Origin of the sequence: Paraburkholderia madseniana, assembly GCF_009690905.1 — a bacterium.
Taxonomy (GTDB): Bacteria; Pseudomonadota; Gammaproteobacteria; order Burkholderiales; family Burkholderiaceae; genus Paraburkholderia; species Paraburkholderia madseniana.
Map to the genome: position 1 here is coordinate 34,003 of NZ_VOSW01000022.1, position 24,824 is coordinate 58,826.

21 protein-coding genes are annotated in these 24,824 nt (G+C 60.4%); 10 read left to right on the forward strand and 11 right to left on the reverse strand.

What is annotated here, in order from left to right:
* The first annotated feature begins 39 nt into the window (after positions 1-39).
* Genes FSO04_RS13660 through FSO04_RS13685 form a run of 6 tightly spaced genes read left to right on the forward strand, consistent with a single transcriptional unit; the run spans position 40 to position 6,594 of the window.
* On the forward strand, positions 40-873 hold the full coding sequence (locus tag FSO04_RS13660; RefSeq protein WP_097394188.1) for a branched-chain amino acid ABC transporter permease: 834 nt from the start codon (positions 40-42) through the stop codon (positions 871-873).
* A complete protein-coding gene (locus FSO04_RS13665; RefSeq protein ID WP_154560191.1) occupies positions 866-2,728 on the forward strand; it encodes an ABC transporter permease subunit in 1,863 nt (620 codons plus the stop codon). Before FSO04_RS13660 ends, FSO04_RS13665 begins: the two co-directional genes overlap by 8 nt.
* Positions 2,725-3,432 carry a branched-chain amino acid ABC transporter ATP-binding protein gene (locus tag FSO04_RS13670; protein ID WP_154560192.1) on the forward strand — a complete coding sequence of 236 codons (708 nt, stop codon included), beginning with the start codon at positions 2,725-2,727 and terminating at the stop codon, positions 3,430-3,432. The genes FSO04_RS13665 and FSO04_RS13670 overlap by 4 nt, the downstream gene beginning before the upstream one ends.
* Before the next feature lie 35 nt (positions 3,433-3,467).
* On the forward strand, positions 3,468-4,769 hold the full coding sequence (locus FSO04_RS13675) for an amidase (RefSeq protein WP_154560193.1): 1,302 nt from the start codon (positions 3,468-3,470) through the stop codon (positions 4,767-4,769).
* A gap of 32 nt (positions 4,770-4,801) precedes the next feature.
* Complete coding sequence (locus FSO04_RS13680; RefSeq protein ID WP_154560194.1) at positions 4,802-5,977, forward strand: transporter substrate-binding domain-containing protein; 1,176 nt, start codon at positions 4,802-4,804, stop codon at positions 5,975-5,977.
* Positions 5,974-6,594, forward strand: a complete 621-nt coding sequence (locus tag FSO04_RS13685; protein ID WP_154560195.1) for an ANTAR domain-containing response regulator — start codon at positions 5,974-5,976, stop codon at positions 6,592-6,594. Before FSO04_RS13680 ends, FSO04_RS13685 begins: the two co-directional genes overlap by 4 nt.
* A gap of 10 nt (positions 6,595-6,604) precedes the next feature.
* On the opposite strand, the gene FSO04_RS13690 is transcribed toward FSO04_RS13685, so the two are convergent.
* The 4 genes from FSO04_RS13690 to FSO04_RS13705 all read right to left on the reverse strand — a co-directional run bounded on the left by FSO04_RS13690 (position 6,605) and on the right by FSO04_RS13705 (position 10,611).
* Complete coding sequence (locus FSO04_RS13690) at positions 6,605-7,051, reverse strand: SRPBCC family protein (protein WP_154560196.1); 447 nt, start codon at positions 7,049-7,051, stop codon at positions 6,605-6,607.
* Between the two features lie 125 nt (positions 7,052-7,176).
* Positions 7,177-8,580 carry a GGDEF domain-containing protein gene (locus FSO04_RS13695; RefSeq protein WP_154560197.1) on the reverse strand — a complete coding sequence of 468 codons (1,404 nt, stop codon included), beginning with the start codon at positions 8,578-8,580 and terminating at the stop codon, positions 7,177-7,179.
* Between the two features lie 270 nt (positions 8,581-8,850).
* Positions 8,851-9,495 (reverse strand): helix-turn-helix transcriptional regulator, encoded by a 645-nt coding sequence (locus tag FSO04_RS13700; protein ID WP_054038287.1) that lies wholly within the window; start codon positions 9,493-9,495, stop codon positions 8,851-8,853.
* Positions 9,496-9,639: 144 nt separating this feature from the next.
* On the reverse strand, positions 9,640-10,611 hold the full coding sequence (locus FSO04_RS13705) for an ornithine cyclodeaminase family protein (RefSeq protein WP_154560198.1): 972 nt from the start codon (positions 10,609-10,611) through the stop codon (positions 9,640-9,642).
* Between the two features lie 240 nt (positions 10,612-10,851).
* On the opposite strand from FSO04_RS13705, the gene FSO04_RS13710 reads away from it, so the two are divergent.
* Positions 10,852-11,640, forward strand: a complete 789-nt coding sequence (locus tag FSO04_RS13710) for an ABC transporter substrate-binding protein (protein ID WP_154560199.1) — start codon at positions 10,852-10,854, stop codon at positions 11,638-11,640.
* A 64-nt stretch (positions 11,641-11,704) separates the two neighbouring features.
* Entirely contained in the window at positions 11,705-12,946 is a 1,242-nt protein-coding gene (locus FSO04_RS13715; protein WP_154560200.1) for an NAD(P)/FAD-dependent oxidoreductase, read from the forward strand.
* A 71-nt stretch (positions 12,947-13,017) separates the two neighbouring features.
* On the opposite strand, the gene FSO04_RS13720 is transcribed toward FSO04_RS13715, so the two are convergent.
* From FSO04_RS13720 to FSO04_RS13740, 5 genes are all read right to left on the reverse strand, one after another.
* On the reverse strand, positions 13,018-13,977 hold the full coding sequence (locus FSO04_RS13720) for an alpha/beta fold hydrolase (protein ID WP_233464837.1): 960 nt from the start codon (positions 13,975-13,977) through the stop codon (positions 13,018-13,020).
* 45 nt (positions 13,978-14,022) lie between these two features.
* The gene (locus FSO04_RS13725; RefSeq protein WP_154560201.1) at positions 14,023-15,324 is read right to left on the reverse strand and encodes a UDP-N-acetylglucosamine 1-carboxyvinyltransferase; all 1,302 of its coding nucleotides are present in this window, start codon (positions 15,322-15,324) and stop codon (positions 14,023-14,025) included.
* Positions 15,325-15,486: 162 nt separating this feature from the next.
* On the reverse strand, positions 15,487-16,488 hold the full coding sequence (locus tag FSO04_RS13730; protein ID WP_154560248.1) for an NADP-dependent oxidoreductase: 1,002 nt from the start codon (positions 16,486-16,488) through the stop codon (positions 15,487-15,489).
* Positions 16,489-16,582: 94 nt separating this feature from the next.
* Entirely contained in the window at positions 16,583-17,392 is an 810-nt protein-coding gene (locus FSO04_RS13735) for an oxidoreductase (RefSeq protein WP_154560202.1), read from the reverse strand.
* A gap of 116 nt (positions 17,393-17,508) precedes the next feature.
* Positions 17,509-18,117, reverse strand: a complete 609-nt coding sequence (locus tag FSO04_RS13740) for a TetR/AcrR family transcriptional regulator (RefSeq protein ID WP_154560203.1) — start codon at positions 18,115-18,117, stop codon at positions 17,509-17,511.
* 420 nt (positions 18,118-18,537) lie between these two features.
* Between FSO04_RS13740 and FSO04_RS13745 the strand changes: the two genes are divergently transcribed.
* Positions 18,538-20,094, forward strand: coding sequence for a methyl-accepting chemotaxis protein (locus tag FSO04_RS13745; protein WP_154560204.1), 1,557 nt, complete (start codon positions 18,538-18,540; stop codon positions 20,092-20,094).
* Positions 20,095-20,246: 152 nt separating this feature from the next.
* Complete coding sequence (locus tag FSO04_RS13750; RefSeq protein ID WP_154560205.1) at positions 20,247-21,344, forward strand: lactonase family protein; 1,098 nt, start codon at positions 20,247-20,249, stop codon at positions 21,342-21,344.
* A gap of 812 nt (positions 21,345-22,156) precedes the next feature.
* On the opposite strand, the gene FSO04_RS13755 is transcribed toward FSO04_RS13750, so the two are convergent.
* Together FSO04_RS13755 and FSO04_RS13760 are read right to left on the reverse strand one after the other, a co-directional pair.
* A complete protein-coding gene (locus tag FSO04_RS13755; protein WP_414693420.1) occupies positions 22,157-23,362 on the reverse strand; it encodes a M20 aminoacylase family protein in 1,206 nt (401 codons plus the stop codon).
* Between the two features lie 51 nt (positions 23,363-23,413).
* Positions 23,414-24,655, reverse strand: coding sequence for an MFS transporter (locus FSO04_RS13760; RefSeq protein WP_233464838.1), 1,242 nt, complete (start codon positions 24,653-24,655; stop codon positions 23,414-23,416).
* Between the last annotated feature and the right edge of the window lie 169 nt (positions 24,656-24,824).

Genomic DNA, 24,824 nt, shown 5'->3' on the forward strand with positions numbered 1-24,824 from the left:
AAGCAGGCGACACGCAGGCGGATGCGACTGGAGAAGACAATGGTTCTGGCACTCGATATTTTCACAACCGCGGCGGTGCTGTTCATCGTGACCGCAGGGTTAATGGTGATTTTCGGCGTGATGAAAATCGTCAACTTCGCCCACGGTGCGCTGCTGACAATCGGCGCATACGCGAGCTTCGTCGTGACGCAGCTCAAGCTGAGTCCGTGGCTCGGGCTGCCGCTCGCCGTCGTGGTGGGTACCGTCGTCGGCATGCTCGTCGAGCAGGTGATCGTGCGCCCACTCTACAAGCGTCCGCTCGACGCGATCCTTGCTACCTGGGGTCTGGGCATCGTGATTGGCCAGCTCATCGTGATGGCCTTCGGCCGCGAGGCGCAATTCGTGGAGACGCCGCTCAAAGGAGCCGTCACCATTGGTGGGACCGATTACTCGGCCTATCGTTTGCTGCTGATCCCGATCGCACTCGGTCTGTGCATTCTCATGACCGCGCTGCTCACGGGAACGCGCTTCGGCATCAAGACGCGCGCGGTGATCATGAACGAGGATCTGGCGCGAGGACTCGGCATTCATTCCGGCCGCATCCGTTTCATCACTTTCAGTCTGGGCGCAGCGCTCGGTTCGCTCGCCGGCACACTCATTACGCCGCTGTCGAGCGTCGACCCCGACATGGGACTGCCGTGGCTGGTGAGCGCGTTCATGCTGGTCATGGTTTCAGGACACTCGATGCTCAGTCTGCTGGTGACGTGCCTCGTATTCGGCGCTTGCCAGGTGCTGGTCAGCACGTTCGTCAGTCCGGTGCTGGGCGGCTTGACTATCGCCGTGCTGGCGGCGCTCACGCTGCGTATTCGTCCGAAGGGGTTCTCTCATGGCTAAAGTCGGCGCATCGCCCCATCGAGCCGGTGATCAAGCTGGGCAAAACGATGAACGGGCACGCAACGGGCGAACGACTCATGGACGCGGTCTGCTCATGGCCGGTGGCGTGGCTGTCGTGCTGCTGGCCGCGGGTCCGCTTGTCTTCGGCTCATATCTGCTCAACGTCCTCATTCAGGCCTTCTTCTTCTCGATCGTAGCCGTGACCGTGGATATCCTGTGGGGGTACACCGGGTATCTGACGTTCGGGCAATCGGCGTTCTTCGGTCTGGGCGCCTATGCCGCGGGACTCGTGTTTACGCACGGCGGTTTTTCAGCGAGTTATGTGGTGTTCGCAGTGGGAGCGGCTATCGCGGTGACCGCGGCCGTGGCCGCATTGCTCGGCTGGCTGTCGTTCTATCGCGGCGCGTCGCCGTTCTTCGCGACGGTGATGTCGCTCGTATTGCCGATCGTTCTCAGCCAGTTGCTGCTCTCCGGCGGCGCGTGGACCGGCTCGAGTTCGGGACTCACCGGCTATGAGACCTTCGATCTTTCGCTGCAGGCGTGGTACTGGCTCGCCGGCGCGGCGCTGCTGGCCGTCGCATTGATCGCGTGGCTATTCGTGCGTAGCGACGGCGGCCGCGTGCTGGCTGCCATTCGCGACAACGAATCACGCTGCGCGTATCTCGGCATTAATACGTCGCTCGTCAAGATCGTCTTGTTGGTTGCAACCGCGGCCATCGCCGGCCTCGCCGGATTCGGCTACGGGTCGTTCAGCGGCGTGGTCGCGCCTGAGCTGGCCGGGTTTGTCCTTGGCACCCAACTGATCATCTGGGTCGCGCTCGGCGGCCGGGGAACGTTATGGGGGCCAGTGATCGGCGCGCTTCTGATCAATGTCGGCACCGCCTATCTCAGCGGCAGCATGCCATTCGCGTGGCAACTGATTCTGGGCGCCGCGTTCGTCGCCGTGATCGTGCTGTTGCCGCAAGGTTTGGTGCCGTTGTTGCTCAAGCCATTACGTCATCTTGCGGGTCACGGCACCGAACCGGAACTGGTTGAGCGCGACGTCGGCACAGCTCATGAACGGGACCTGTCAGTACCGGCACTGCAGATGAACGGCGTCGCCAAACATTACGGCAGCCTGAAAGTGCTGCAAGGCATCGATCTGAACGCCGATGGCGGTGAACTGGTTGGCCTCATCGGCCCGAACGGCGCCGGCAAAACGACGCTCATGCGCTGCATGAGCGACGGCGCGGAACGTTCTGCCGGCACGGTCGTGCTGTGTGGCAACGATGTCCGTCAATTGCCGCCGGACCGATGCGTGCATTTCGGCTTGGGGCGCAAGTTCCAGAACGCGAATATCTTCGAGACGCTTACCGTTGCGGAGTGTCTGAGAATCGCGGGCACCATCATCGAGCGGCCATCGCTCCTGCGACGCTCCACGACGCTTGCGCTGCCGCCCTATGCGCTGGAGGTGCTTCGTACTACCCATCTCGATCAGAGGCTGGGCGCCGTAGCGAAGGATCTTTCGCATGGCCAACAGCAGGCGTTGGAACTGGCGATGGTGCTCGCACTGGAGCCACGTATCGTACTGCTCGACGAGCCCACGGCAGGTTTGACCAAAACGGAGCGCACGCAAATCGGCGATGTGCTCGCCGCGTTGGCTCACCAGTATCGGCTTTGTTGTCTGCTGGTGGAGCACGACCTCGACTTCGTGGCCGGGATTGCCACGCGCATCGTGGTCCTGCACCAGGGACGCATCGTGATGCAAGGCAACTTCGACGAAGTCGTCAACTCGGAGCTGGTCAGAACGATTTATGCCGGGACTGCGCAAAGCGCTGCGGCAGGCGAAAACGTCGGACAACGGGAGGCGTCATGAGCCAGATTGCGCTGGAGTTGCAGGACGTGACGAGCGGATACAAGGCTTCGGTCGTGCTGCGCAAGCTCTCGATGACCGTTGCCGACGGCGAAGCCGTCGCGCTGCTCGGCAAGAACGGCATGGGCAAGACGACGGTGCTCAAGACAATCATGGGCTATCTGCCGAAGAAAGCCGGCGCCATCCGTGCGCGCGGGCAAGATATCACGCGCATGGCGCCTCACCAGATCGCGCGAGAGGGCATTGCTTACGCGCCTCAGGAACATGCATTGTTTCAGGACCTCACTATTCGCGACAATCTGCGTCTTGGGCTCGAGAAGGCGTCGGCGTTCGACGAACGCTTTGCCGCGATCGAGCCGGTGTTCCCGGTATTCGCAAGTCGCCTGAAGCAGTTGGCCGGCACGCTTTCCGGCGGCGAACAGAAGATGCTGCTGGTGGCGCGCGCGCTCATGATGCGTCCTTCGCTCATTTTGCTCGACGAGATTACGGAAGGGTTGCAACCGTCCGTGATCGACCGTCTCGCCGACGCACTGCTATGGGAACGCAGCCAGCACGGCACGACGCTGCTGCTGGTAGAGCAGAATGTTCCCTTTGCGCTGAAGGTTGCCGATCGCTACGCGGTGCTCAAGCAAGGCGAGATCCTCGAGCGTGGCAACGCGAAGGATGAAGCAGCGGTAGGATCGATCTTCGAACACCTGCGTGTGTAAGCAACATTCAGGACGACCATCACGATAGGCGGCATATGACGAACGCAAACTCATTTTATCGACCCCGCTCAGGACTGGACCTGCTAGAGCAAACCGCCGGCGACCCGCGCGAGCGCGAGCGCGCCGTCCTCGAGTCGTTCGCGCGCATGGAGGAGGTCGAGCCCGAGGTGAGGGCGATGACGGCCGTCGCGCACCGGGAAACGGCGTTGACCTTGGCCGCCGGTGCAACGGGTCCATTGGCCGGCATACCGATCGCGGTGAAAGATATCTTCGACACGAGCGACCTGGTCACCGGCTACGGCTCGCCAATTTACGAAGGCCATCAACCGAAGTCCGATGCCGCGATCGTCACGTTATTGCGGCGTAACGGCGGCATTGTCATCGGCAAGACCGTCACCAGCGAATTCGCCTATATGACGCCGCCAGTGACGCGCAATCCGTGCGACCTGACACGTACCCCTGGCGGATCTTCATCCGGCTCGGCCGCTGCGGTGGCAGCCGGCATCGTGCCTTTCGCGATCGGCACGCAGACTGGCGGCTCGACCATCCGGCCCGCTTCGTTCTGCGGCATCGCTGGCTACAAGCCCACGCTCGGCATGTTGCCGACCGTCGGCATGAAGTGCTTCTCGTGGTCGTTCGATACGGTCGGCCTGTTCGGCGCCGATGTGCGCGACGTGGCTTACTTCGCTCAGGTCCTGTCGGGCCGGTCACTTGCCCTGAGCGGCGTGACGGCCGGCCCGGTGTTCGGCGTGCCGGACAGCTACCCATGGACCGCGCCGTCGGCGAATGCGAGTGACGCGCTCGACACGGCGGTGCGCGCCATCGAGCAGGCGGGAGGGCGCGTGCGGCGTGTGCGTTTCGCGCCATGGATGGCCGACCTGGTCGCCGCGCACAACACGATCCAGAGCTATGAGGCGTATCAGTCGTTGGGGTTCGAGTACGATCATCATCGTGTCGATCTATCGCCGATGCTCGCCGGTTTTCTTGATCGTGCTGCGAGGATCGATACCGCAAACTACATCAAGGCATGTGTGCTCGCGGAACAGGCGAAGGTCAGGCTTGCCGAACTATTCGACGGCATCACCGGATTGCTGACGCCGAGCGCACCCGACGAAGCGCCCGACGGCCAGGCGTCCACGGGCGACCCCGCATTCAATCGCAATTGGACCTTGCTCGGTTGCCCGTGCGTGAACGTGCCGGGATTGAGGGGCGCACGCGGCGCCCCGATCGGCGTGCAGGTGATCTGCCGTCCTTGGGACGATGCACGATGCCTCGACGCTGCCGCGTTTGCCGAGCAGGCGATCGCGGCTGCAGCGGGACGTTTTCCCGCGACCTGAGCAACGAGGAAGTGATGCAAGGAGGAGACGAAATGGCGGCGAGCTCGCGACAGTCGGCCAATCCGGCGCCCGCGGACGATGGTTGGCGCATCGGCGTGTTGTACTCGCGCACGGGCGTGACCTCAGCGACCGAGTCGGAGCATTTTTTCGGCACCGTGCTCGCGATCGAGGAAGTCAACGCGGCCGGCGGCGTGGGTGGGCGCCTGCTCGACCCGGTTGTTTACGATCCGAAGAGCGATCCTGACGAATATCGCCGGCTCGCCACGCGGATGCTGCAGGAAGACGACGTGACCGTGATTTTCGGCTGTTCGACTTCGTCGAGCCGAAAGGCGGTGTTACCGGTGATCGAACGCACCAACGCATTGCTCTGGTACTGCTCGATCTACGAAGGGTTTGAGTATTCGCCGAACGTGATCTACACCGGCGCGGTACCGAACCAGAACAGCATGCAACTGGCCGCCTATCTGCTGCGCAATCATGGCCGCCGTTTTTTTCTGGTTGGCGCCGACTATATCTATCCGCGAGAATCGAACCGGATCATGCGCGACATGGTCGAGCAGCATGGCGGCGAAATCGTGGAAGAACTCTATCTGCCGAGCGATGCGGATCCAGCGGCGCTGGAAGACGTGGTGCGGCAGATCAAGAGCATCGAGCCCGACGTCGTGTTCTCCACGCTGATCGGGCGAGGCGCGCGCGACTTTTATCGACTGTATCGCGAGCACGGTATCGACCCGGCACAGATTCCGATCGCAAGCTTGACAATGACCGAGGGCGAAACGCGGATGATCGGCTCCGAACTGTGTGGCAGCCACATCGTCTCGGCGAGTTACGTCAACACGCTGAACCTCGCGAGTAACCAGCGCTTTCTGAAATCATGGCATGCGCGATTCGGAGATCAACCGGCCAGCATGTGGTCGGAGATGGCGTATAACCAGGTGCATCTGTTTGCGCTGGCGCTGGCCCGTAGCGGAAGTCTCGATACGGCCAAGCTGGTGGAGGCGGTACACGAAGTCGAATTCGATTCGCCAGAGGGGGTGCTGAAAATCGATCCGGAGAACAATCACGCGATACTGACGCCGCGCATTGCCGTGTGCAGGCTGGACGGCTCGTTCGACATCGTCTGGGAGGGCCGAGGTCCGGTCAAACCTGATCCCTATCTGACGTCGTACGGATTCGCGGAATTCTGGCTCGACGGAGAATCGGCATGAGCACGGGGGCCCGTCGTCTGTTCGACGATCTACGTACGCTGCGCGTCCTCGTGATTCATCCGCCGGGCGAGGACCGCATTGTTCTGGAAGAGCAGTTGCGCCGCATTGGTTGTCCGGTGCGCGTGCTCTGGCCGTTTCCGTCGCAACTGCCCGCTGATGTCGACGCGATTTTCTTTCTCGTCGGCCCGGAAACCCGCAGCGCGGGCAACTGGTGCGCGGCCGATACCGAAGCCACCTTGATCGCGTTATCCGACTACGAAAATCCAACGGCGCTAAAAATGCTGGTGGATACGCAGGCGCATGGCGTCATTACGAAGCCCTACCGGTCTACCGGCATTCTGAGCACCCTGGTGCTCGCGCGCGCGTCTTCAGGCTATCAGCAGCGCTTGCATAGCAAGGTCGCCAAGCTCGAGGAGGCGATCAAGGCACGACGCCACATCGAGAAGGCCATCCGCATCCTCATGGAGGCGCATCAGCTCAGCGAGAGCGAAGCATACGAGCACATTCGTTCAAGAGCGACAAGTCTCCGGGTCACGGTGAGCGAGATCGCTACGTTGGTGATCGATGCGCATGAGGCAATGGAAAAGCTCGGCCTTGCCAAGGGACCAAGGCCTTGAGCCGCACCCGCTAGTCAGGGATCACCGGCTCGACCAACTTTGCCAACTGAACCAGCGACTCCTGCCAGCCGAGGTAACACATCTCCACTGGAATAACCTCGGGCACGCCCTCTTGCACAATGGTGAGTTCGGTTCCGCAGGACACCGGCCGCAATGAAATGGTGGCGTGCATCTGGCCGGGCAGGTTCGGGTCGTCGAAACGGTCCGAGTAGCGGATGGTCTCGAACGGCACCAGTTCGACGTACTCGCCGCCGAACGAGTGACCATTGCCGGTGCCGAAGTTACGGAAGGACATCTTGTAAGTGCCGCCCACGCGTGCATCCATGTGGTGGACCTGACAGGTGAACCCGTAGGGAGGAAGCCACTTCGCGATCGCGTCGGCTTCGAGGAAGGCCCGATAGATGCGCTCGGGAGTCGCGTGCAGGACACGATGGAGACGGATTGTTCCGGTAGTCATGGTGTGCTCGCCTTTCACTGGAGAAGTTGAACATACTCCTACGACGATCTGGCTACGCCGGTATCGACATAGGCTGAGACCAGGAAAAACCCGTACACGCTAATAAGCGTCACCTGTTACCTCTTCTATCCGGCCACCACGCGGTTGCGGCCATCGTGCTTGGCCCGGTAAAGGCGTTCATCGGCAACGCGTAAGAGGGTGTCGATCGTGACACCGTCGCGGCCGAACTCGGAGACGCCAACACTGACAGTAACGGCGACGGCCCGTCCGGTTCCGGTGTAAAACTCCTCGGTAGCCACAGCGCCCCGAACGCGCTCCGCGATCGAACGTGCCACGTCCAGCGCGGCTTTAGGCAGCAGCACCATAAACTCTTCACCACCGACCCGCGCTACGCCGTCATAGGGTCGAATGGCATCAAGGCATTTCTGCACGAATCGCTGCAACACCTCGTCGCCCACCTGATGGCCGTAGTTGTCGTTGATCAATTTGAAGTGGTCGAGATCCAGCGCCAGCAGCGAGAACGGCGCACCACCTCGCCTGGCGCGTGCGATTTCCGTCTCCACTTGCTGGATAAACTCGCGCCGGTTCGCGGCGCCCGTCAGCGGATCGGTCGCGGCGAGGTGTTCGAGCTTGTGATTGGTGCGTTGGAGTTCCTGCAGCGCGCTTTCCGTGCGTGCCATCGCTTCGGCGAGGCGAGCCATCAGTTCTTCCTGGCTGTAGATCGTAGAAAAGGACCGCGTCGTGCGAAATGCTTGAACGACGCCGTAACTCAGCAGGAAAAAGCCGGCGGCGAAGATCGCGTGTGCCAGCCACCACATATGATTCCAGGGCTTGCCGAGAATGAACGCGAGAGACGCCAGCGCGAAGAAGGTGATCGAGATGCCGTAGATCACCATCAGCGGCGAGCGAATGCGACGCAGCATCAGCACCGTGACGTTCAGCGTCGAGAAGACGAGCGCGCCGCCTTCCATGGAGAGCCGCACGGCGAGGTTGCCCGCAAAGGGCGAGTTCGCGATGATTCCGACAACCAGGTCGATCAGGACGAACACGGCGATCCACCTCAGCCACGGGCGCGGATTCGAGCGCTGCTTGAGCGCGTCCGGCGCGCGATGGTACGAGAGAAGCCCAACCAGCAGCAGCACCGACATCACCAGACGCGATGCGGGTCCGTAGAGCAGGAATAGCCAGATATTGTGGTGCGCCATGCCGGTGAACGCGCCGTGCAGCGCATAGACCAGCACAAAGCCGAGAAAACCTAAAGTCAGCCACCGCAACAGCGGTTCACCCGACGACAGATAACAACGCCAGGTTACATAGGTGACAAACAGCCCCTCGAGCGTTGCTGCTGCGATCGCGATTTCGTGGAACCCGTGGTTTTCGAACTTCAGGCTCGGGTCTTGAAAGAAAGCCAGATAGGCAATCAGGTAGGCGGGAAGGAGCGCAAAACCAATGACCAGCAAACCCGAGTAGAGCTTGGTCACGATCCCGATGAGGCGAGGCGGCTCTTCGATTGAAATTGTCGTGCTCATGTGCCCGTCTCCGACAATATTACGGTGTTTTTTCACACCGCCGAGCGATTGACGCGTGGATTGGCCGATTCGGACACGGCACCATGCCGTTATGCCGGGCCAAACATACCGCGCAGCGGACTATCTTCAGGCAATTGAAAGTATAACGGACTGTAATTTGCATCGGTGGTATATCGGTCGTGCAATTAGCTCCTGATATATCGTGCAGTTGTCTTCTGAAAATGACAGAAACAGCGGCCGGCAGTTGCCAGTCGCTGAATCCGATTCAGCCTAGGCTGCGGCGCCGCGTAAATCCCTTATATGCTGATAGACGGTCGCACGGCCCATGCCCAGAACGTTGGCAACATAGTTAGCCGCGCTCTTTCCTTTGAAGGCCCCTTCCTCCCACAGTGCCTCGACCAGTTCGCGACGGTGTTCCCGGGTCAGGGAGTTGAGTGCCAGTTGGCGTTCCTGAAGCCATGCGTGGAGAAACGTGTTGATGCGCTCCTGCCAGTCGTCCTTGAACAGCTCCTCAGGCTGCTTCACCAGACCCGCGCCCGACACCACGCGGTCGATGACATGTTTCATGTCCTCGAAGACGGCGATGTTGTAATTGACGCACATTACGCCGACAGCCGCGCCTGCGTCGTCAAAGAGCACCGTGCTGACACAGCGCATCCGCCTGCCGTCCCAATTGATCTTTTCGTACGGACCGATCGTGCCTGACTGCGCTGAATGATCAATCTCTTCCAGCGCCGATTCGTCGCCCAGCTCACGCTTTGACAGGTTGTTTGCAATGTACGCGATCGTCTGGCTGTGCAGGTCATGAATGACGATTTCGACGTACGGAAAGAAGAGCAGCGCGATACCGTCGGCGACACGGCCGTAGCGATCCAGCAAAAGCCGGCGCGCGGGTGTGGTCTTAGTCTTTCGCATAGGGAAGCATGAGATTTTTCGGTTTGGCCGGGTCTGGCGGCGCGTGTGTCAAGGTGCAACGAATATTCGTGCGATGCACTATTTTGCCACGGGCAATATTCACCCCTGTTTGCGGCAACCCACGCACAGCCGCATCGGTCTTGCTCAACCGGTCGGTTGCCCGCTCACGTGCCTGAACAACGCGTAGGCGATCGCGACATCTTCCAGTCCGAGTCCGATTGAGCGAAAGAAAACGTGCTGCCGCCAGGAGGGTTTCCTGGCCCTGCCGGATACGAGTTCGGGCAAATCGCCCAGAACGCTTTCCGGCGACCAGTCATGCAGTTGCGCCGCCAATTTCATTTCACCTGCGCTGGCGGGCGTGGTTCGCCGGTAGTCGCAATAGACGTCCATGTCTTGAATCCACGCCGGTGGAATTTCATGCGCATTGACGACATTCGTGCTGATCGACGTGATGAGTGCCGGCTTGGTCAGCAGGTTGTCCGACAGTACAGGCGTGCCCGAGGAGGTGCACAACGCGACCACGTCGGCATCGCGCACGCAATCATCAAGCTGAGTGCAGATCCGCACACGCTCATGAAGGGCGACGATCTCTGCGCGCTTCGCCTCGTTGCTCGCAAGCTCGGGTGAAAACACATTGATCGCATCCCACGCTCGCAGCGGCGCAAGGTGGCGCAAATGCGCCTGCCCCACGGCACCCGCGCCGACGATGGCGAGCCGGCGCGCGTTGGGTGCCGCAAGGTGTTCCACCGCAAGTGCCGTTGCGCCGGCGGTGCGCTCGATGGTGAGCAGACCCGCATCGCACCACATCAAAGGTTGCCCCGTTTCCATCGACATCAGTGCGGTCCATGCCGTAATGACCGGTTTCGCTTCTGTCACGATGTACGGCGATATCTTTGCTCCAAATACCTTGGCCTCCGCCATGACCCCGAGGTACGTAATGAAATCGCCAGTCCCTTGTGGAAACGGGGTGAAGGTCTGCGACGGCTGCACTGCGGAATCGTTCGCAAGCGAGAGAAACATGCGTGCCAACGCGCCGCGCACATCGAGGTGGGGCAGTGCTTTACGCACCGCGTCCTGCTGGACGATCAACGGGAATACTGTGTCTGTGCTGCTCATGGGCCTGCTCTCCACATCGTTGCCGGCTAGCGGCGTCAGCGCAATTCTAAAGTCAAAAAGTCCAGTCTGGACTTTTATTTTGAAAATCGCTTGCATTTGTGAGTGTCCAGAATAGACTGTTGTTCCAGAACGAGTGTGAGAACAGGCCTTTTTGGCACCTCATGCGTCTTCTCGAGGTCGCGCCGTCAGTTACCGCCCCGTGCCCTAATTTTGTGAACCCCAATTTCATAGGGAACCATCATGCGTCTGAAGCTTCCACTCTCACTTTTCGTCGCTGCCGCTCTAATCGGTTCGGTTGGCACCGTCAGCGCCGAGACTCAAAGCACCTTGCGTTTCGGCATCGAGGCCGCGTATCCGCCGTTCGAAAGCAAGTCGCCGACGGGGCAATTGCAGGGATTCGACGTTGACGTCGGCAACGCGGTCTGCGCGAAGATGGGCGTGAAATGCGAATGGGTGGAGAACTCGTTCGACGGCTTGATTCCCGCGTTGCAGGCGCGCAAATTCGATGTCATCAATTCCGCGATGAACATTACGGACAAGCGCAAACAGTCCATCGATTTCACGCCGCCGATCTACGTGGTGCCGATCGTGATGGTGGCGAAGCGTGGTTCCCCCTTGTTGCCGGATGTGAAGAGCCTGCAGGGCAAACGCGTCGGCGTTCTGCAGGGATCGTCGCAGGAAGATTTCCTTAAGCTCCACTGGGCGAATGCCGGCGTATCGATCGTTTCGTACCAGGACCAGGATCAGGTGTACGCCGACCTCGTTGCCGGACGCCTGGATGCCGCCGTCCAGGAAGCGCAGACTGTTGAGGATGGTTTCCTGAACAAGCCGTCAGGCCATGACTATGCGATTGTCGGCCAGCCGCTCAGCGATCCGGCAACGCTTGGCGAAGGCACGGGCTTCGGCTTGCGCAAGGGCGACAAGGCGTTGGCCGGAAAGATCGATGCTGCGCTCGCCGCACTAAAGAAAGACGGCACGCTCAGCAACCTGTCGCAGAAGTATTTCAAGCGCGACATCATCGCGAAGTAACCGGTTCATGACCCGATGCGAGCCGATTCGCATCGGAATCCGAAATGAACATTCGAGCGAGCTTATGGATTTCGATGTGATCGTGCTGGGAGCCGGGATTGTCGGCGTGTCGTCCGCGCTGCATCTGCAGGATCGCGGCCGCCGCGTGGGGCTCGTCGATCGACGCGGCCCCGGCGAAGAGACCAGCTTTGGCAATGCCGGCCTGATCGAAAGTTCGTCGGTGGTTCCTTACGGCTTTCCGCGCGATCTCGGTACGCTGCTGCGCTACCTGCGCAATCGGTCGACCGATCTTTACTGGGACTACAGGGCGCTGCCGTCGTTCGCGACGTGGCTGGCGCGATTCTGGTGGGAGTCGTCTCCCGAGCGGCTCGAAGCTGCCGCGCGCGATATGTTGCCGTTGATCCGGCGAAGCGTCGCCGAGCACGACGTGCTGATCGAGCGTGCCGGCCTCCAAAGTCTCGCGCACGACGGCGGCTGGATCGAGGCATTTCGCACCCGCTCGGAATATGAACGGCAGGCATCAGCCGCCGAAGTCACGGCGAGGACATACGGATTGCGCGTGGTGCCGTGCGATGCCGATGCACTGGTGGCGCATGAACCCGGTATCGCGCCGGGTTTTAGCGGCGCATTGCATTGGCAGGACCCGAAGAGCATCTCCAATCCGGGTGCGTTGACGAAGGGCTACGCGCGACTGTTCGAGGAGGGCGGCGGCGCGCTGCTCACCGGCGAGGCGGTCACGGTGCGTCAGGAAGCCGATGCATGGACTGTTCAGACGTCGCAAGGCAGGATCAGTGCGAAAGAGGTGGTCGTAGCGCTTGGCCCTTGGTCCGACAAGGTCTTTGAGCCGCTCGGATATCGGATACCGCTACGGGCAAAGCGCGGCTATCACATGCACTACGAGGCTACGAAATCGATGCTCTCGATACCGCTGGTCGACACGGAAAAAGGGTATGTGGTCGCGCCTATGCAAGGTCGCCTGCGGCTGACCACCGGCGTGGAAATCGCCCGACGCGATGCGCCACCGACTGGCGTTCAACTGGAACGCGCGGAAGCCGTTGCCCGGCCGATATTCGGTCTGGGCCGCCGCCTCGATGACGCGCCATGGCTCGGGTTGCGGCCCTGTACGCCCGACATGCGGCCTGTCATTGGGCGCGCGCCTCGCCATCGAGGGTTGTGGTTCTCGTTTGGGCATAACCATCACGGATTGACGCTCGGTCCCGTGACAGGCCGTTTGCTCGCAGAAATGATGACGGGTGGCGAGCCTTTTACCGATCCCCATCCGTTTCGTCCCGAGCGATTCCGATAGAGGGCGTGGCGGACCCGCTTCATCGATAAGTCAACTGCGTAACGAATCGCGCGAGCCGGAATGCACGCTGCCTACAGTCCCTTCAGGAACGCAACCAGCAGATCGCTCACTTCTGCCGCACGCTCGCGCTGAATCCAATGACCCGCGCCATCGAGAATATGACATCCACGCAGTCCGGGCAGTACGCGTGCCAGATTCGCGATACGGGCCTGCGCGCCCGGAAACTTAAGGACGTCGTCTTTCGCGCCGGCCACGAATAGCGAAGGCTGCCGGATCACGCAGCCCCGCCACGCGGCCATGAGTTCCGACGAGCGCCGAATGCTGCGGTACCAGTTCAGCCCGCCTCTGAAGCCAGTGCGCGCGAATTCGCCCGCCACGTAGGCGATTTCTTCACTGCTTAGCCAGGCAGGCAGCGTCTCGGGGTCCACTGTGTTGTCGAGAAAACCTGTGCCGGGCGCGAGTATGCCCGCCACCACGTGGTCGGGCCCATCGCCCGACATGCTGAACGTGACGCGTCGAATGGTGGCTTCGGGATCAGCCTCGAACTCGCGCTCAGCGATGCCGGGTGTCTGGAAATGCTGCATATAGAACGTTTGGACACCTTGCCGCTCCAGCGCACTGAGCAAGTCCTCCCGCGCAGGCGGATGGAACGGCACGCTCATGCCGACGACGGCACGGAACAGATCGGGCCGCAACATCGCCGCGTTCCAGGCCACCGGCGCGCCCCAGTCGTGGCCGACGATCACCGCCTCGCTCTCGCCGAGAACATTGACGAGTTCGACCATGTCGCCGACGAGATGCAGCATCGTGTACGACTCCGCGTCTGGCGGCGCGTCGGTGCCGCCATAGCCACGCATGTCGGGCGCGACTGCCCGGAAACCGGCGGCTGACAGCGCCGCCAACTGGTGCCGCCAGGCGTACCAGGACTCCGGAAATCCATGACATAGCAGCACCAGCGGGCCGCTGCCCTGGCTGGCCACACGCATGCGCAGTGCACCTACCTGCAACGTCTCGAGGCGAAGTTCGTGCAAGGTTTGCTCCATGATGTTCGGGTTCCGGTGGATCGCCTTAGACGATCATTCGCTGCTGGTCCATTCCACGCGTGCGCCCACCGAGCGCAGGTTTTCCACAAAATTGGGGTGTGCGCGGCGGATCGGCAGCGCATTGGTGATTTCCGAGCGCCCCTCGATACTCGCGGCGACCATGAGCAACGCGATTGCCACGCGAATGATGTACGGACTCTCGACCTTCGCTGGGCTTAACTGAAGTCCGCCGAAAGTGATCAAACGATGAGGGTCCGACAGGAACACGTGAGCCCCGAACTTGGAGAGTTCAACGGACCAGCCCATCGCGCCGTCATAGACCTTGTTCCAGAACATCGCGCTGCCTTCCGCCTTCACGCCAAGCGCGATGAAGATGGGGAGCAGATCGACGGGCAGATACGGCCAGGGCGCCGCTTCTACCTTGGTGAGAATATTCTGGGTGAACGGGCGGCGCACTCGCAATGGGCCTTCGCGAACGGCGTGCGACCAGCCATCGCGATGCTCCACCTGCACGCCGAACTTCGCGAAGGTTCGGTCGATCAGCGGGAACTGATCGGGCGCGCTGTTTTTGACCTTGATGTCGCCCCCGGTGATCGCACCAAGCGCGAGAAAGGTCGCGATCTCGTGGAAATCCTCGCTGAACCGGAACTCGCCGCCGCCGAGTTTATGGCCGCCTTCTACGCTCAGGCGCGATGTGCCAATGCCGTCGATCGGGACACCCAGCATGGCCAGAAAACGGCAAAACTCCTGCACATGCGGTTCCGATGCTGCATTGACCAAGGTCGACGTACCGTTGGCCGACGCCGCGCAAAGCACGAAATTCTCAGTGGTGGTGACCGACGCGTAGTCCAGCCAATGATGATTCGCCGCCATTTGAGTGGCCGCGCGCACGATCAGCGAGTCGGTGGTGCGCTCGATGCTCGCGCCGAAGCGCTCGAATACCTCAACGTGCGGATCGATCTCGCGCACGCCCAGCGTGCAGCCCTTCACGTCGTTCTCCAGACGTGCAACGCCGAAACGCGCCAGCAGCGGCGGCACCAGCATGATCGAAGAACGCATCTCCTCGGGCAGCCTGTGCGCGACGGGATCGAAGGACGTGGCGTGGTGATGCAAATCGAGAATGCCGGTGGCAAAGTCCATCGACACGTTGCTGCCGAGCGTGCGAAAGATCTCGAGGATCTTCTTGACATCGGTAATCTCGGGTACGCCGATGAGACGCAGTGGCTGGTCGGTCAGCAGCGTGGCACAAAGGATAGGCAGGACAGCGTTCTTGTTGGCGGATGGCACGATCTCGCCGCGTAACGGGAGACCGCCATGTACGATCAGGTTCGACATGTTCGGGAGAGAGCTGGTGGATTGAGAAGCGAGGCCACTATCATGCCATTGGATGGCATGCGGAGGATGTTTCGGGATTCCGGGGCGGTTTTTTTATTGTCGCTTCTTAAAACAGTCTATCCAGCATCTCGCGGGCATTGGCCCGCGACCGGTCCAAGCCTTCTATTGGATCTTGATGACAACCTTACCCTTTACACGCCCGGTTTCGACGTAAGCCAAGGCCTCGTTGGTTGCCGCAAACGGGAAGATCCGATCGATCACCGGTCGTATGGATCCTGCATCGATCAGTGCAGCGATCCGGCTCAGTTGGTCCCCGCTGGCGCGCATGAACACAAATGAATAACTGACGTCATGACGTTTTGCAGTTTTCCGGATGCGATAGCTCAAAAGACGCATCACCATTTTCAGGAACCACGAAGCGCCCATCTCTTTGGCAAAGTCGGGATCGGGCGGTCCCGCGATCCCGATGAGTTTGCCACCCGGCTTGAGCACGCGCAGTGACTTCTTGAGCGTATCGCCGCCCTGCGTGTCGAACACCAGATCGTAACCTTTGAGGATGTCAGCAAAGTCGTCTTTTTTGTAATCGACGACGATATCCGCACCGAGTTGCTTCACCAGTTCGGCATTGCGCGCGCTCGTTGTCGTCGCGACGGTCGCGCCCACATGTTTCGCCAGTTGAATGGCGAATGTGCCGACGCCGCCCGAGCCAGCATGGATCAACACTTTCTGCCCTTTCTTGAGTTGTCCTTTTTCGATTAGCGCCTGCCACGCGGTCAAGCCTACCAGCGGAATCGAGGCTGCTTCTTCCATGGCGAGTGATTTGGGCTTCAACGCCACGCCGTCTTCTTTGACGGCAATGAATTCCGCGAAAGTGCCAATGCGATCTTTATGCGGTCGGGCATAGACTTCATCGCCTGGCTTGAATTGCCGAACGCGCGATCCAACACGGACCACCACCCCGGCCAGGTCGTTGCCCAGAATCAGCGGCAAACGATAGGGCAGAATGAGCTTGAACTCGCCGTCCCTGATTTTGGCATCGAGCGGATTCACGCCCGCGGCGTGGATCCGGATCAATACGTCGTCCTCACGCGGCTCCGGGACCGGCATTTCGCCGGCTCGCAAGTCATTCTTGCGGCCATATCGATCGACAACAAATGCCTTCATCATGTTTCCTTGTACGTTTCTCGTTGAGTCAGGGTGCTTCGCGGACAGTAGCGGGGATGTAGCGCTCTAGCTCGATGGCAACGCAGTCATGCCGTTAAGTTTGAAGTCGAAGGTCTTTGCGAATACCTGCATCCACAAGGCCGGCGGGCGCAAACCTGCGCAGCAATCGCAGACGGGCGGCGAGTCCACCGGCTGTATAGCGAAGTTTCGGGCGAGCCGCGATGGCGGCGTGCAGTACGGTCTCGGCCACGACTTCGGGACCGTCAGCGCTCTCGACGACCTCTTTCACACGCCTCGCGATGGCCGTGCGTATCTCAAGGTAGTCGTCGAGGGGAGCGTCCGGCTCCATGAAGTTCGCGTCGAAAGGCGTCTTGATGTAGGCGGGCTCAATGACGGAGACCCGGATGCCCATCGTGCGCAACTCATGATCGAGCGATTCCGAATAGCCCGCGACCGCATGCTTGGTGGCGGAATACAGCGCCATATAGGGCATGGGTAAGAAACCCAGCACAGAGCCGATGTTGATGATGCGGCCGCTGCCTTGCTGCCGCATATGGGGCACCACGGCACGCGTCATGCGGACGATTCCGAAGAAGTTCGTATCGAAGATCGCGCGGGCCTGGTCAATCGAACTCTCTTCTGCAGCGGCAGGGGCCACGCCGAAACCAGCGTTGTTCACCAGCAGGTCGATGCGGCCGTGCAGGCGCAGTACTTCCTTGACGGCAGCTTCGACCGATTCATCGCTAGTCACGTCCAGGGGCAGCATCTCGAACGTCCGTTGGCCGGCCTGTGCGCCGCGCCGGCTGGTGCCGTAGACCTTGTATCCGGCCTTCGTGAGCCGCTTGGCCGTGGCTTCGCCGATTCCTGACGAGGCGCCCGTAACGAGCGCTATTCCAGTTTCCATGATGTCCTTCCGATATTGAGGGATGTCTTTAGGTGCTTGCTTGAGTGTTCATCTCGCAAAAATATGATGTTCATCATATTTCCGGTCCAACAAAAACCGGCACCGGGCCGGTGGATTTACGCGTCAGTGGGCGCGAGTTTTTTCAATGCGGCTTCAAGAAAATTTTCCGACAGTTTGGGGTCGTCGACGGCACGCGCCAGCACCATGGTGCCAACCATGGTGGCCGCCGTGACAAGCGCCTGCTCATGCGCGCCTGGCTGACCCCAATCGGGCAACTGGCGCGCAATGACATCGATCATCTCCTTGATGCGGCGGGTGGCTGCGCGCCGCACGACCGGCGCCTGGCGCGGCATCTCGGAGCCAAGGGCGGAGACCGGGCAGCCATTCTCTATGTCTTCGCAATGTTCCTTCGACAGATACGCGCGCACCATCGACGGCAACGCTTCCTCTGGCGGTACGGAGGCGGCGATATGTTCCGAGAGCGCGACGGCTTCAGCACCGGCGCGGTCAGCGGCTTCGGCAAGCAGCACCTCGCGCGACGGGAAGTGGGAATAGAAGCCGCCATGCGTCAGGCCGGCCTCCTTCATGATGTCGGCCACTCCTGTGCCGTCGTATCCGCTGCGCCGGATCGCGCGCGCGGCGACTTCGACGATGCGCTCGTGCGTGATTTCTTTGCGGCTGGCAGCCTTCCGATTGATTGATGGCTTTTTCATGATGACCATCATATAACATTTCGACGCAATTTACTGGGCGGGGCAATGTCGATGACGGTCAATGTCTCTCAGACTGCGCTGAGCAGCGCTACCAGCTCCGGGGTCTTGGCAGTGCGTGCCCGCGTTGCTTCGCCTGCGATATCGGCGGTTACGATCAGCTTCATAGACATATGACGTCATATAAATAAGGTCTCAGCCGGTATCGCGTTGAAAGAAATTGAAATTTAGTGATTTGGGGAAATTCGGGTAAATACGCGTCGAATAATTTCGACAAGGGGTCAATTCGTCTTGTATGATGACGTATCTCGAAATGGATCTGCACGGCACCACGCCACGCCGCGGGCTGTACCGCAATCCTGCGAGATCGACGGCTCAGGTTTTGCGTTGTTTATGTCGTAAACAGTCAAACAATGGTTAACTGGATCGGTAGGCATGCGTAATCTGACAATAAGACACAGTCTCCTTGCCGTCCTCGTGCTTTTCGCGGGCATGATTCTGATCGGCGGCGTAGTGGGGGTGCTGGCACTTGGCCGTTCTAACGACAACGCTCGGCGTCTGCACGATATCGCCAGCCAGGAAGTGCTGGTCAACGATGCCTATAAAGACTCCACACGCACCCGCGCCGCTCTGACGCGTGCGTATTCTGCTTTGAAAGAGCGCAATGACGAAGCGACCCGCGACTCGGCGCTCAAAAGTGCGGCCACGACATTGGAGCGTGCGGATCGTGAAACCCAGATGTTTCGCGATGCTGATAAATTTGCGGGGCAGGACGACGCGCTGAAGCAAAAACTCGTCGATTCTTCCAATACTCTGGCCACGATTCTGCATGCTGCGTTCGACGCCTTGCGGCGGGGCGATACGAATGCTTACGTATCGATCAACGATAAAGACATCACGCTGGCTGGTGTCGCCTATTCGGCCAATGTCGAGAAGTTCCAGAACCTCGCTGAAGCACTTGCCAAGGATTCCGCCGCGCAAGGTGATCGTGAGTACACCTGGGTCGTCACGATGGTGGCGGCGGGGGTGGCACTGGCCCTTGCATTGATCGTCGCTGCGCATTTCGCTTTGCGGAAGATCGTGGTTCGTCCGCTGCAGATTGCATCTGAGTTGCTCAACCGTATCGCGGGCAGCGACCTGACCGTATCGATTCCGGAAGGGGGCAGGAGCGAGTTGGGACAGTTGTTTACGGCGATGTCGCAGATGCAGACGGGCTTGGCGAAGACGGTGTCGAATGTGCGCGTGAACTGTGAAGCCATCCACGGTGGTGCGCGTGAGATCGCTGCCGGCAACCTCGATTTGTCGAGTAGAACCGAGCAGCAGTCTGCGTCGCTTGAAGAAACGGCGGCCAGCATGGAAGAGCTGACTTCGACCGTCAAACAGAACGCCGACCATGCCCGCCAGGCAAGCAAGCTCGCCGCTAACGCGGCGGACGTCGCACAGCGAGGCGGCAATGTCGTGCAGCAGGCAGTGCAAACGATGACGGCGATCACGGCCAGCTCGAACAAGATTGCCGAGATCACGGGGATGATCAACAGCATCGCATTTCAAACCAACATCCTGGCCTTGAATGCGGCGGTCGAATCCGCGCGAGCAGGGGAGCAGGGTCGCGGCTTTGCCGTTGTCGCCGGCGAGGTGCGCACGCTCGCGCAGCGCAGCGCTGCCGCGGCACAGGAGATCAAAACGCTGATCGCCGCATCCGTCAACGATATCCGTGACGGCAATGAACTCGTTGTCCAGGCCGGGCAGACCATGGGCGAGATTGTGGGCGCGGTGCAAGGCGTCGCCACCATCATGGCTGAGATTACTTCGGCGACAGTTGAACAGAGCTCCGGCATCGAGCAGGTCGGGCAGGCCGTCAGCCAGATGGACCGGGTAACGCAGCAAAACGCCGCGCTAGTCGAGCAGGCAGCCGCCGCCGCGAGCGCACTTGAGCAGCAGGCGCAGGCGATGACGGATGCTGTTTCGGCATTCCGCCTCAATCGGGCTTGACCCGCATCCATATCCAGTAGAAGCATCTGTCGCGCACGTGCCGGGCTGGCAATGTACTGCCACCGGCCGCGGATATTCTTTCGAAAAGACTGAGGCGGCCGATGCTGGATGTTCATATTCGACGAATTCAACCATTTCAACGGAGTGTCACGATGAGCGTTAGGGCCACCCTGGTCGCAGCAATCCTGTTTGCGGGTGCTTTGGGATCGGGCGTATCGCAGGCTGCTACGTACGCCTACGTATCGAATGCGGACAGCCAGGACATTTCTGTCTTCAGCCTCGACAAATCGAGCGGCTCACTCGCCGCAGTCGAGACCGTGCCGGTTGGGGGCACGGTCATGCCGATGGCGCTTTCGCCCGACCACCTCCGGCTCTATGCTGCGTTACGCTCCAAGCCGTATAGCGTGGTGAGCTTCGCGGTCAATCCGCTCGACGGTCGGCTGATCGAACTGGGCAGGGCGCCGCTTGCGGATAGCATGGCCTACGTTTCGACGGATGCGAGCGGCCGCTACCTCTTTTCCGCATCGTATGGCGGAAACCTTCTGGCAGTGAGCCGGATCGCCGCGAATGGCGTGGCGGGTGAAGTCCTGCGAACCGTCAAAACCGGCCCCATGGCTCACGCCATACGCAATGCGCCCGACAATCGTTATGTCTTCGCATCGGTGCTCGGCTCGGATGCGTGGTTGCGTCTGAAATTCGATGCGTCGAACGGTCAGTTGACCGAAGACGCCGCGCCCGCCTATTCGTTGCCTGCGAAGTCGGGTCCGCGCCACTTTGTGTTCTCGCCGGATCATCGCTTTGTCTATCTGATCGATGAGCTCGATGGCAAACTGCATGTGCTCGCGTTCGATAGCACGCGTGACAAAGTCAAACCCGTCCAGACCGTCTCCATCCTGCCGCCCGATTTTTCCGGCGACAAGCCGTGGGGTGCTGATGTACACGTCACGCCAGACGGGCGTTTCCTGTACGCCACTGAACGCACGTCCAACACGCTGGCTGCCTATCGGGTGAGCGCAAAATCAGGTGAATTGACGCGCATCGGCACGTATCAGACAGAAAAGCAGCCGCGCGGATTCAATATCGATCCGTCGGGCAAGTATCTGCTTGCAGTGGGTCAACTGTCGTCAAACCTGAGCGCTTACAGTATTGACCGCAACTCCGGCGCACTGGCTTTGATTGGACAGTACCCCGTGGGTAAGGGTGCGAACTGGATCGAGATCGTTGAGTTCGAGGGGACAAACGGCAATTGAGAGCCGGGTCACGGGTGAGCAGGTCAAGTTGCACACGAACTGCCTTGTCACTCTGTGACGTTGGACGGTCAAGTGAAGAGCTTTGCGGATGAAGTTCCACGCGACAGCGCAGCACCGTCGCGCGGAACGTCAAGCCGTTAGTCAATCCTGCGGCCGCTTGCCGAAGAGCGCAGATGTGGCTCTCCCGGTAGCCCGCGCCCTGCGGATCGCCAGCCGCCACAAACGGCCCACAGTCGCAAGAATGCCGGGGAGGGGTGGCCCTGTCGTTGTCGGTGGGTCATCCTCTGAAATCATCGAAATGACCGGCCGGCCGAAGTGGCCTTCCTGCATCGGAAGATTCCAGTACTCGTACGGGTACAACATCCGGGCGAAGCGAATACGTGCATCGCATCCGCCATCGTGCCATTCGACGGTAGTGTCCCAACGCGTTGCCGACACAGGGCCCCGGGTTGGGTAGATCGCAGTACTTGCCACGCGGTCTTTGCTGCAATCGTCGGTTGCAGGTAAGCCGGATGGGGCCAACTTTGGGCTTCTTTCGTCCATGGTCATCTCCGCTGGTGATGCCGATCACGGAGACGCCACAAACAAAAAAGGCCTCATCCGTATTTTCGGCGAGGCCTTTGAGCTGCGTTCCTGCTTATCTAACGCGCGTTGGCCTCCGATGGCATGCCCGAACGGACTGCCATGTGGCATTGAAACGCGAAGGAGAAGAGGTTTTGCGTCAGCATGGCATCAAGTTTCTTTGCAATTGGAACGCGTGTCAACACATGTGTGTTGGGTCAAGCCGACAGTTCGTTTTCCGCTGAGCCTGCTTATGCCTCTGCGCCCGGATGGTCGAGATAGGCGTGGGCAAGCGCGACCCAGTACGACGTGCCAAGAGGCAGCAGCGCGTCGTTGAAGTCATAGCTCGCACTGTGCAACTGGCACAGGCCGCCCGCTTGTCCGGGCAAGCGCGCCGAGCCGTCGCCGTTGCCGATGAACGCATAGGCGCCCGGTTTGTGCAGCATATAGAACGCGAAGTCTTCCGACGTCATGGTGCGCTCCACGTTTTCGTCCACGTTCGCGGCTCCTACCAGGTCGCGCATGACGTTGCCAGCGAGCGCGGCTTCGGCCGCGTGATTGACAAGCGCCGGGTAGATGCGCGTGAAATTGAACGTGAGCTCGATATCGAATGCAGCGGCGATACCTTCCGCCACTGTGCGCATGCGGCTTTCTATCATGTCGAGCACATCGACGCTGAAACTGCGTACGGTGCCGTTGAGCATCGCCTGCTCAGGGATGACGTTCACCGCGCTGCCTGCGTGAATTTGCGTGACTGACAACACAGCCGACTCGTTTGGATCGACGTTGCGCGACACGATCGTCTGCCAGGCTTGCGCGATCTGGACGGCGACCATGACAGGATCCGCACTACGATGCGGCTGCCCGGCATGCGAGCCGCGTCCATTTATGTGCACTTCGAACGTGTTGCTCGACGCCATCAATGCACCCGGACGGATGCCGAAGTTGCCCGCGGGCATGCCCGGCCAGTTGTGAACTCCAAACACGGCGTCCATTGGGCATCGATTGAACAGGCCGTCCTCGATCATCAGACGCGCGCCGCAGCCGCCTTCCTCTGCAGGCTGAAAGATGAAGTTTACGGTGCCGTCGAAATGTCGATGCTGGGAAAGATAGCGCGCTGCGCCGAGCAGCATGGCGGTATGTCCATCGTGGCCACACGCGTGCATCTTGCCCGAGTAACGCGACGCGTGCGCGAACGTGTTTGCTTCGTGCATCGGCAGCGCATCCATGTCAGCGCGCAAACCAATGGAACGCTCGCTCGTTCCGTGACGCAGAACACCGACAAGTCCATACCCGCCGATCCCTCGAACGACCGGTATTCCCCAGTCGTCAAGAAGACTGGCGATATAGTCGGACGTCCGCTGTTCTTCGAAACGAAGCTCGGGATTCGCATGGAGATGTCGCCGGATACGGATCAGTTCGGGTTCAAAGGCGATAATCGATTCGTCGTAAATCATTTTCAGTTTTGGTGCGATCTGGTTTTTGGGGCATGCGACTGGACGATGTAATCACTCGAGCTGGGTTTGGACCGTGTCCGGTTCCGGGTTGCCTTTGCCTTTGGTCATAAACAGCACCGGCACGCAGCTGATCAATGCTGCGGTCGCGAGGTAATACCCGATCACAAGGCGATCGCCGGTGAAACCGATCAGCGTAGTCACCGCGACCGGCGTAAAGCCGCCAAACACCGTCACGCCGATTGCATAGGCAAAACCGACGCCCGTTGCGCGAAATTCCGTCGGGAAGACGTTGCCGAGCACGCTCGATGCACAAGCGGCGTAGCAGGCAAGCAGGATCGCGATGGTGACCTGCACCACCACGAGCGTAGCGAGTCCGGGGTAATGGGAAAGCAGCACGAACAGCGGATAGGCGGCGATTGCCGTGAGTGCGGCACCGATCAGCATGGGGGTACGGGTGCCGATCCGGTCCGACAGATGACCGATGATGGGACACATCGTCATCATCGCCATGCCATAGCTGACCTGTCCGACATAACTGTCAAAGAGGCTTAGATGAACCTCGCGAACAGCGTAGGTCGTGAAGTAATTCGAAACGTAGGTGGCGATCGTCCAGAACACCATGATTGCCACGCCGGTTGCCACCTGGCTCCGGTATTCGACCAATTGCGTCCACAGGGCTCGGCGCGGCAAACGCTGAGATTGCTCGAAGACCGCTGTTTCATCGACAGAGCGTCGGATGTACCAGCCGACCGGACCGATCAACAAGCCGAAGGCGAACGCCAGACGCCATGCGCCGCCGAAGATCTGCTCCTGGGTAAAGAGGCTCGTTAGCGCCAGTCCGACGAGTCCGGCGATCAGCGTGCCGCCGCCTTGCGACATTTGCTGGAAGGAGCCGAACAACCCCTTACGCGACGGTGGCGCGTTCTCGACCAGCATCGCTACCGTGCCGCCGATCTCGCCGCCCGCCGAAAAGCCCTGGATCAACCTGCCAAGCACGATAACAATCGGCGCGGCAATGCCGATGCTCGCGAACGACGGGCACACGGCTGGCACAACGGTACCGGCAGCCATGAGCAGCAGCGTGAGGCTCAAAGCCTTCTTGCGACCCGCACGGTCCGCGTATCGGCCGAGTACGAGCGCGCCCACTGGCCGCACGAGGAAGCCCACCGCGAAAGTGATGAACGTCAGAATCAGCGCGGCGAAGTCGGAACTGGCGGGGAAAAACGTCCGGGATATGGGAACCGCGAAAATGCCATAGGCAATGAAATCGTAAATCTCAAGAAGATTACCCACCGATGCCGCTGCAACTGCGCGTCGGCTGGGCACAGCCACCCTGTCTGGTCGATGACCGACCGCTTTCACACTCGCCATTTTGTCTGCTCACGTGTAGTTATGCGTGTCGGTACACTAAGCGCGAGGCGTGCTGCGGCACGCATACTCTTCAAAAATGGCAGCTATACTT

What these genes read in the sequence shown, in the direction of transcription:
- FSO04_RS13660 (WP_097394188.1), top strand. Translation starts at nt 40, where the DNA reads ATGGTTCTGGCACTCGATATTTTCACAACCGCGGCGGTGCTGTTCATC.
- FSO04_RS13665 (WP_154560191.1), top strand. Translation starts at nt 866, where the DNA reads ATGGCTAAAGTCGGCGCATCGCCCCATCGAGCCGGTGATCAAGCTGGG.
- FSO04_RS13670 (WP_154560192.1), top strand. Translation starts at nt 2,725, where the DNA reads ATGAGCCAGATTGCGCTGGAGTTGCAGGACGTGACGAGCGGATACAAG.
- FSO04_RS13675 (WP_154560193.1), top strand. Translation starts at nt 3,468, where the DNA reads ATGACGAACGCAAACTCATTTTATCGACCCCGCTCAGGACTGGACCTG.
- FSO04_RS13680 (WP_154560194.1), top strand. Translation starts at nt 4,802, where the DNA reads ATGGCGGCGAGCTCGCGACAGTCGGCCAATCCGGCGCCCGCGGACGAT.
- FSO04_RS13685 (WP_154560195.1), top strand. Translation starts at nt 5,974, where the DNA reads ATGAGCACGGGGGCCCGTCGTCTGTTCGACGATCTACGTACGCTGCGC.
- FSO04_RS13690 (WP_154560196.1), bottom strand. Translation starts at nt 7,051, where the DNA reads ATGACTACCGGAACAATCCGTCTCCATCGTGTCCTGCACGCGACTCCC.
- FSO04_RS13695 (WP_154560197.1), bottom strand. Translation starts at nt 8,580, where the DNA reads ATGAGCACGACAATTTCAATCGAAGAGCCGCCTCGCCTCATCGGGATC.
- FSO04_RS13700 (WP_054038287.1), bottom strand. Translation starts at nt 9,495, where the DNA reads ATGCGAAAGACTAAGACCACACCCGCGCGCCGGCTTTTGCTGGATCGC.
- FSO04_RS13705 (WP_154560198.1), bottom strand. Translation starts at nt 10,611, where the DNA reads ATGAGCAGCACAGACACAGTATTCCCGTTGATCGTCCAGCAGGACGCG.
- FSO04_RS13710 (WP_154560199.1), top strand. Translation starts at nt 10,852, where the DNA reads ATGCGTCTGAAGCTTCCACTCTCACTTTTCGTCGCTGCCGCTCTAATC.
- FSO04_RS13715 (WP_154560200.1), top strand. Translation starts at nt 11,705, where the DNA reads ATGGATTTCGATGTGATCGTGCTGGGAGCCGGGATTGTCGGCGTGTCG.
- FSO04_RS13725 (WP_154560201.1), bottom strand. Translation starts at nt 15,324, where the DNA reads ATGTCGAACCTGATCGTACATGGCGGTCTCCCGTTACGCGGCGAGATC.
- FSO04_RS13730 (WP_154560248.1), bottom strand. Translation starts at nt 16,488, where the DNA reads ATGAAGGCATTTGTTGTCGATCGATATGGCCGCAAGAATGACTTGCGA.
- FSO04_RS13735 (WP_154560202.1), bottom strand. Translation starts at nt 17,392, where the DNA reads ATGGAAACTGGAATAGCGCTCGTTACGGGCGCCTCGTCAGGAATCGGC.
- FSO04_RS13740 (WP_154560203.1), bottom strand. Translation starts at nt 18,117, where the DNA reads ATGATGGTCATCATGAAAAAGCCATCAATCAATCGGAAGGCTGCCAGC.
- FSO04_RS13745 (WP_154560204.1), top strand. Translation starts at nt 18,538, where the DNA reads ATGCGTAATCTGACAATAAGACACAGTCTCCTTGCCGTCCTCGTGCTT.
- FSO04_RS13750 (WP_154560205.1), top strand. Translation starts at nt 20,247, where the DNA reads ATGAGCGTTAGGGCCACCCTGGTCGCAGCAATCCTGTTTGCGGGTGCT.
- FSO04_RS13755 (WP_414693420.1), bottom strand. Translation starts at nt 23,362, where the DNA reads ATGATTTACGACGAATCGATTATCGCCTTTGAACCCGAACTGATCCGT.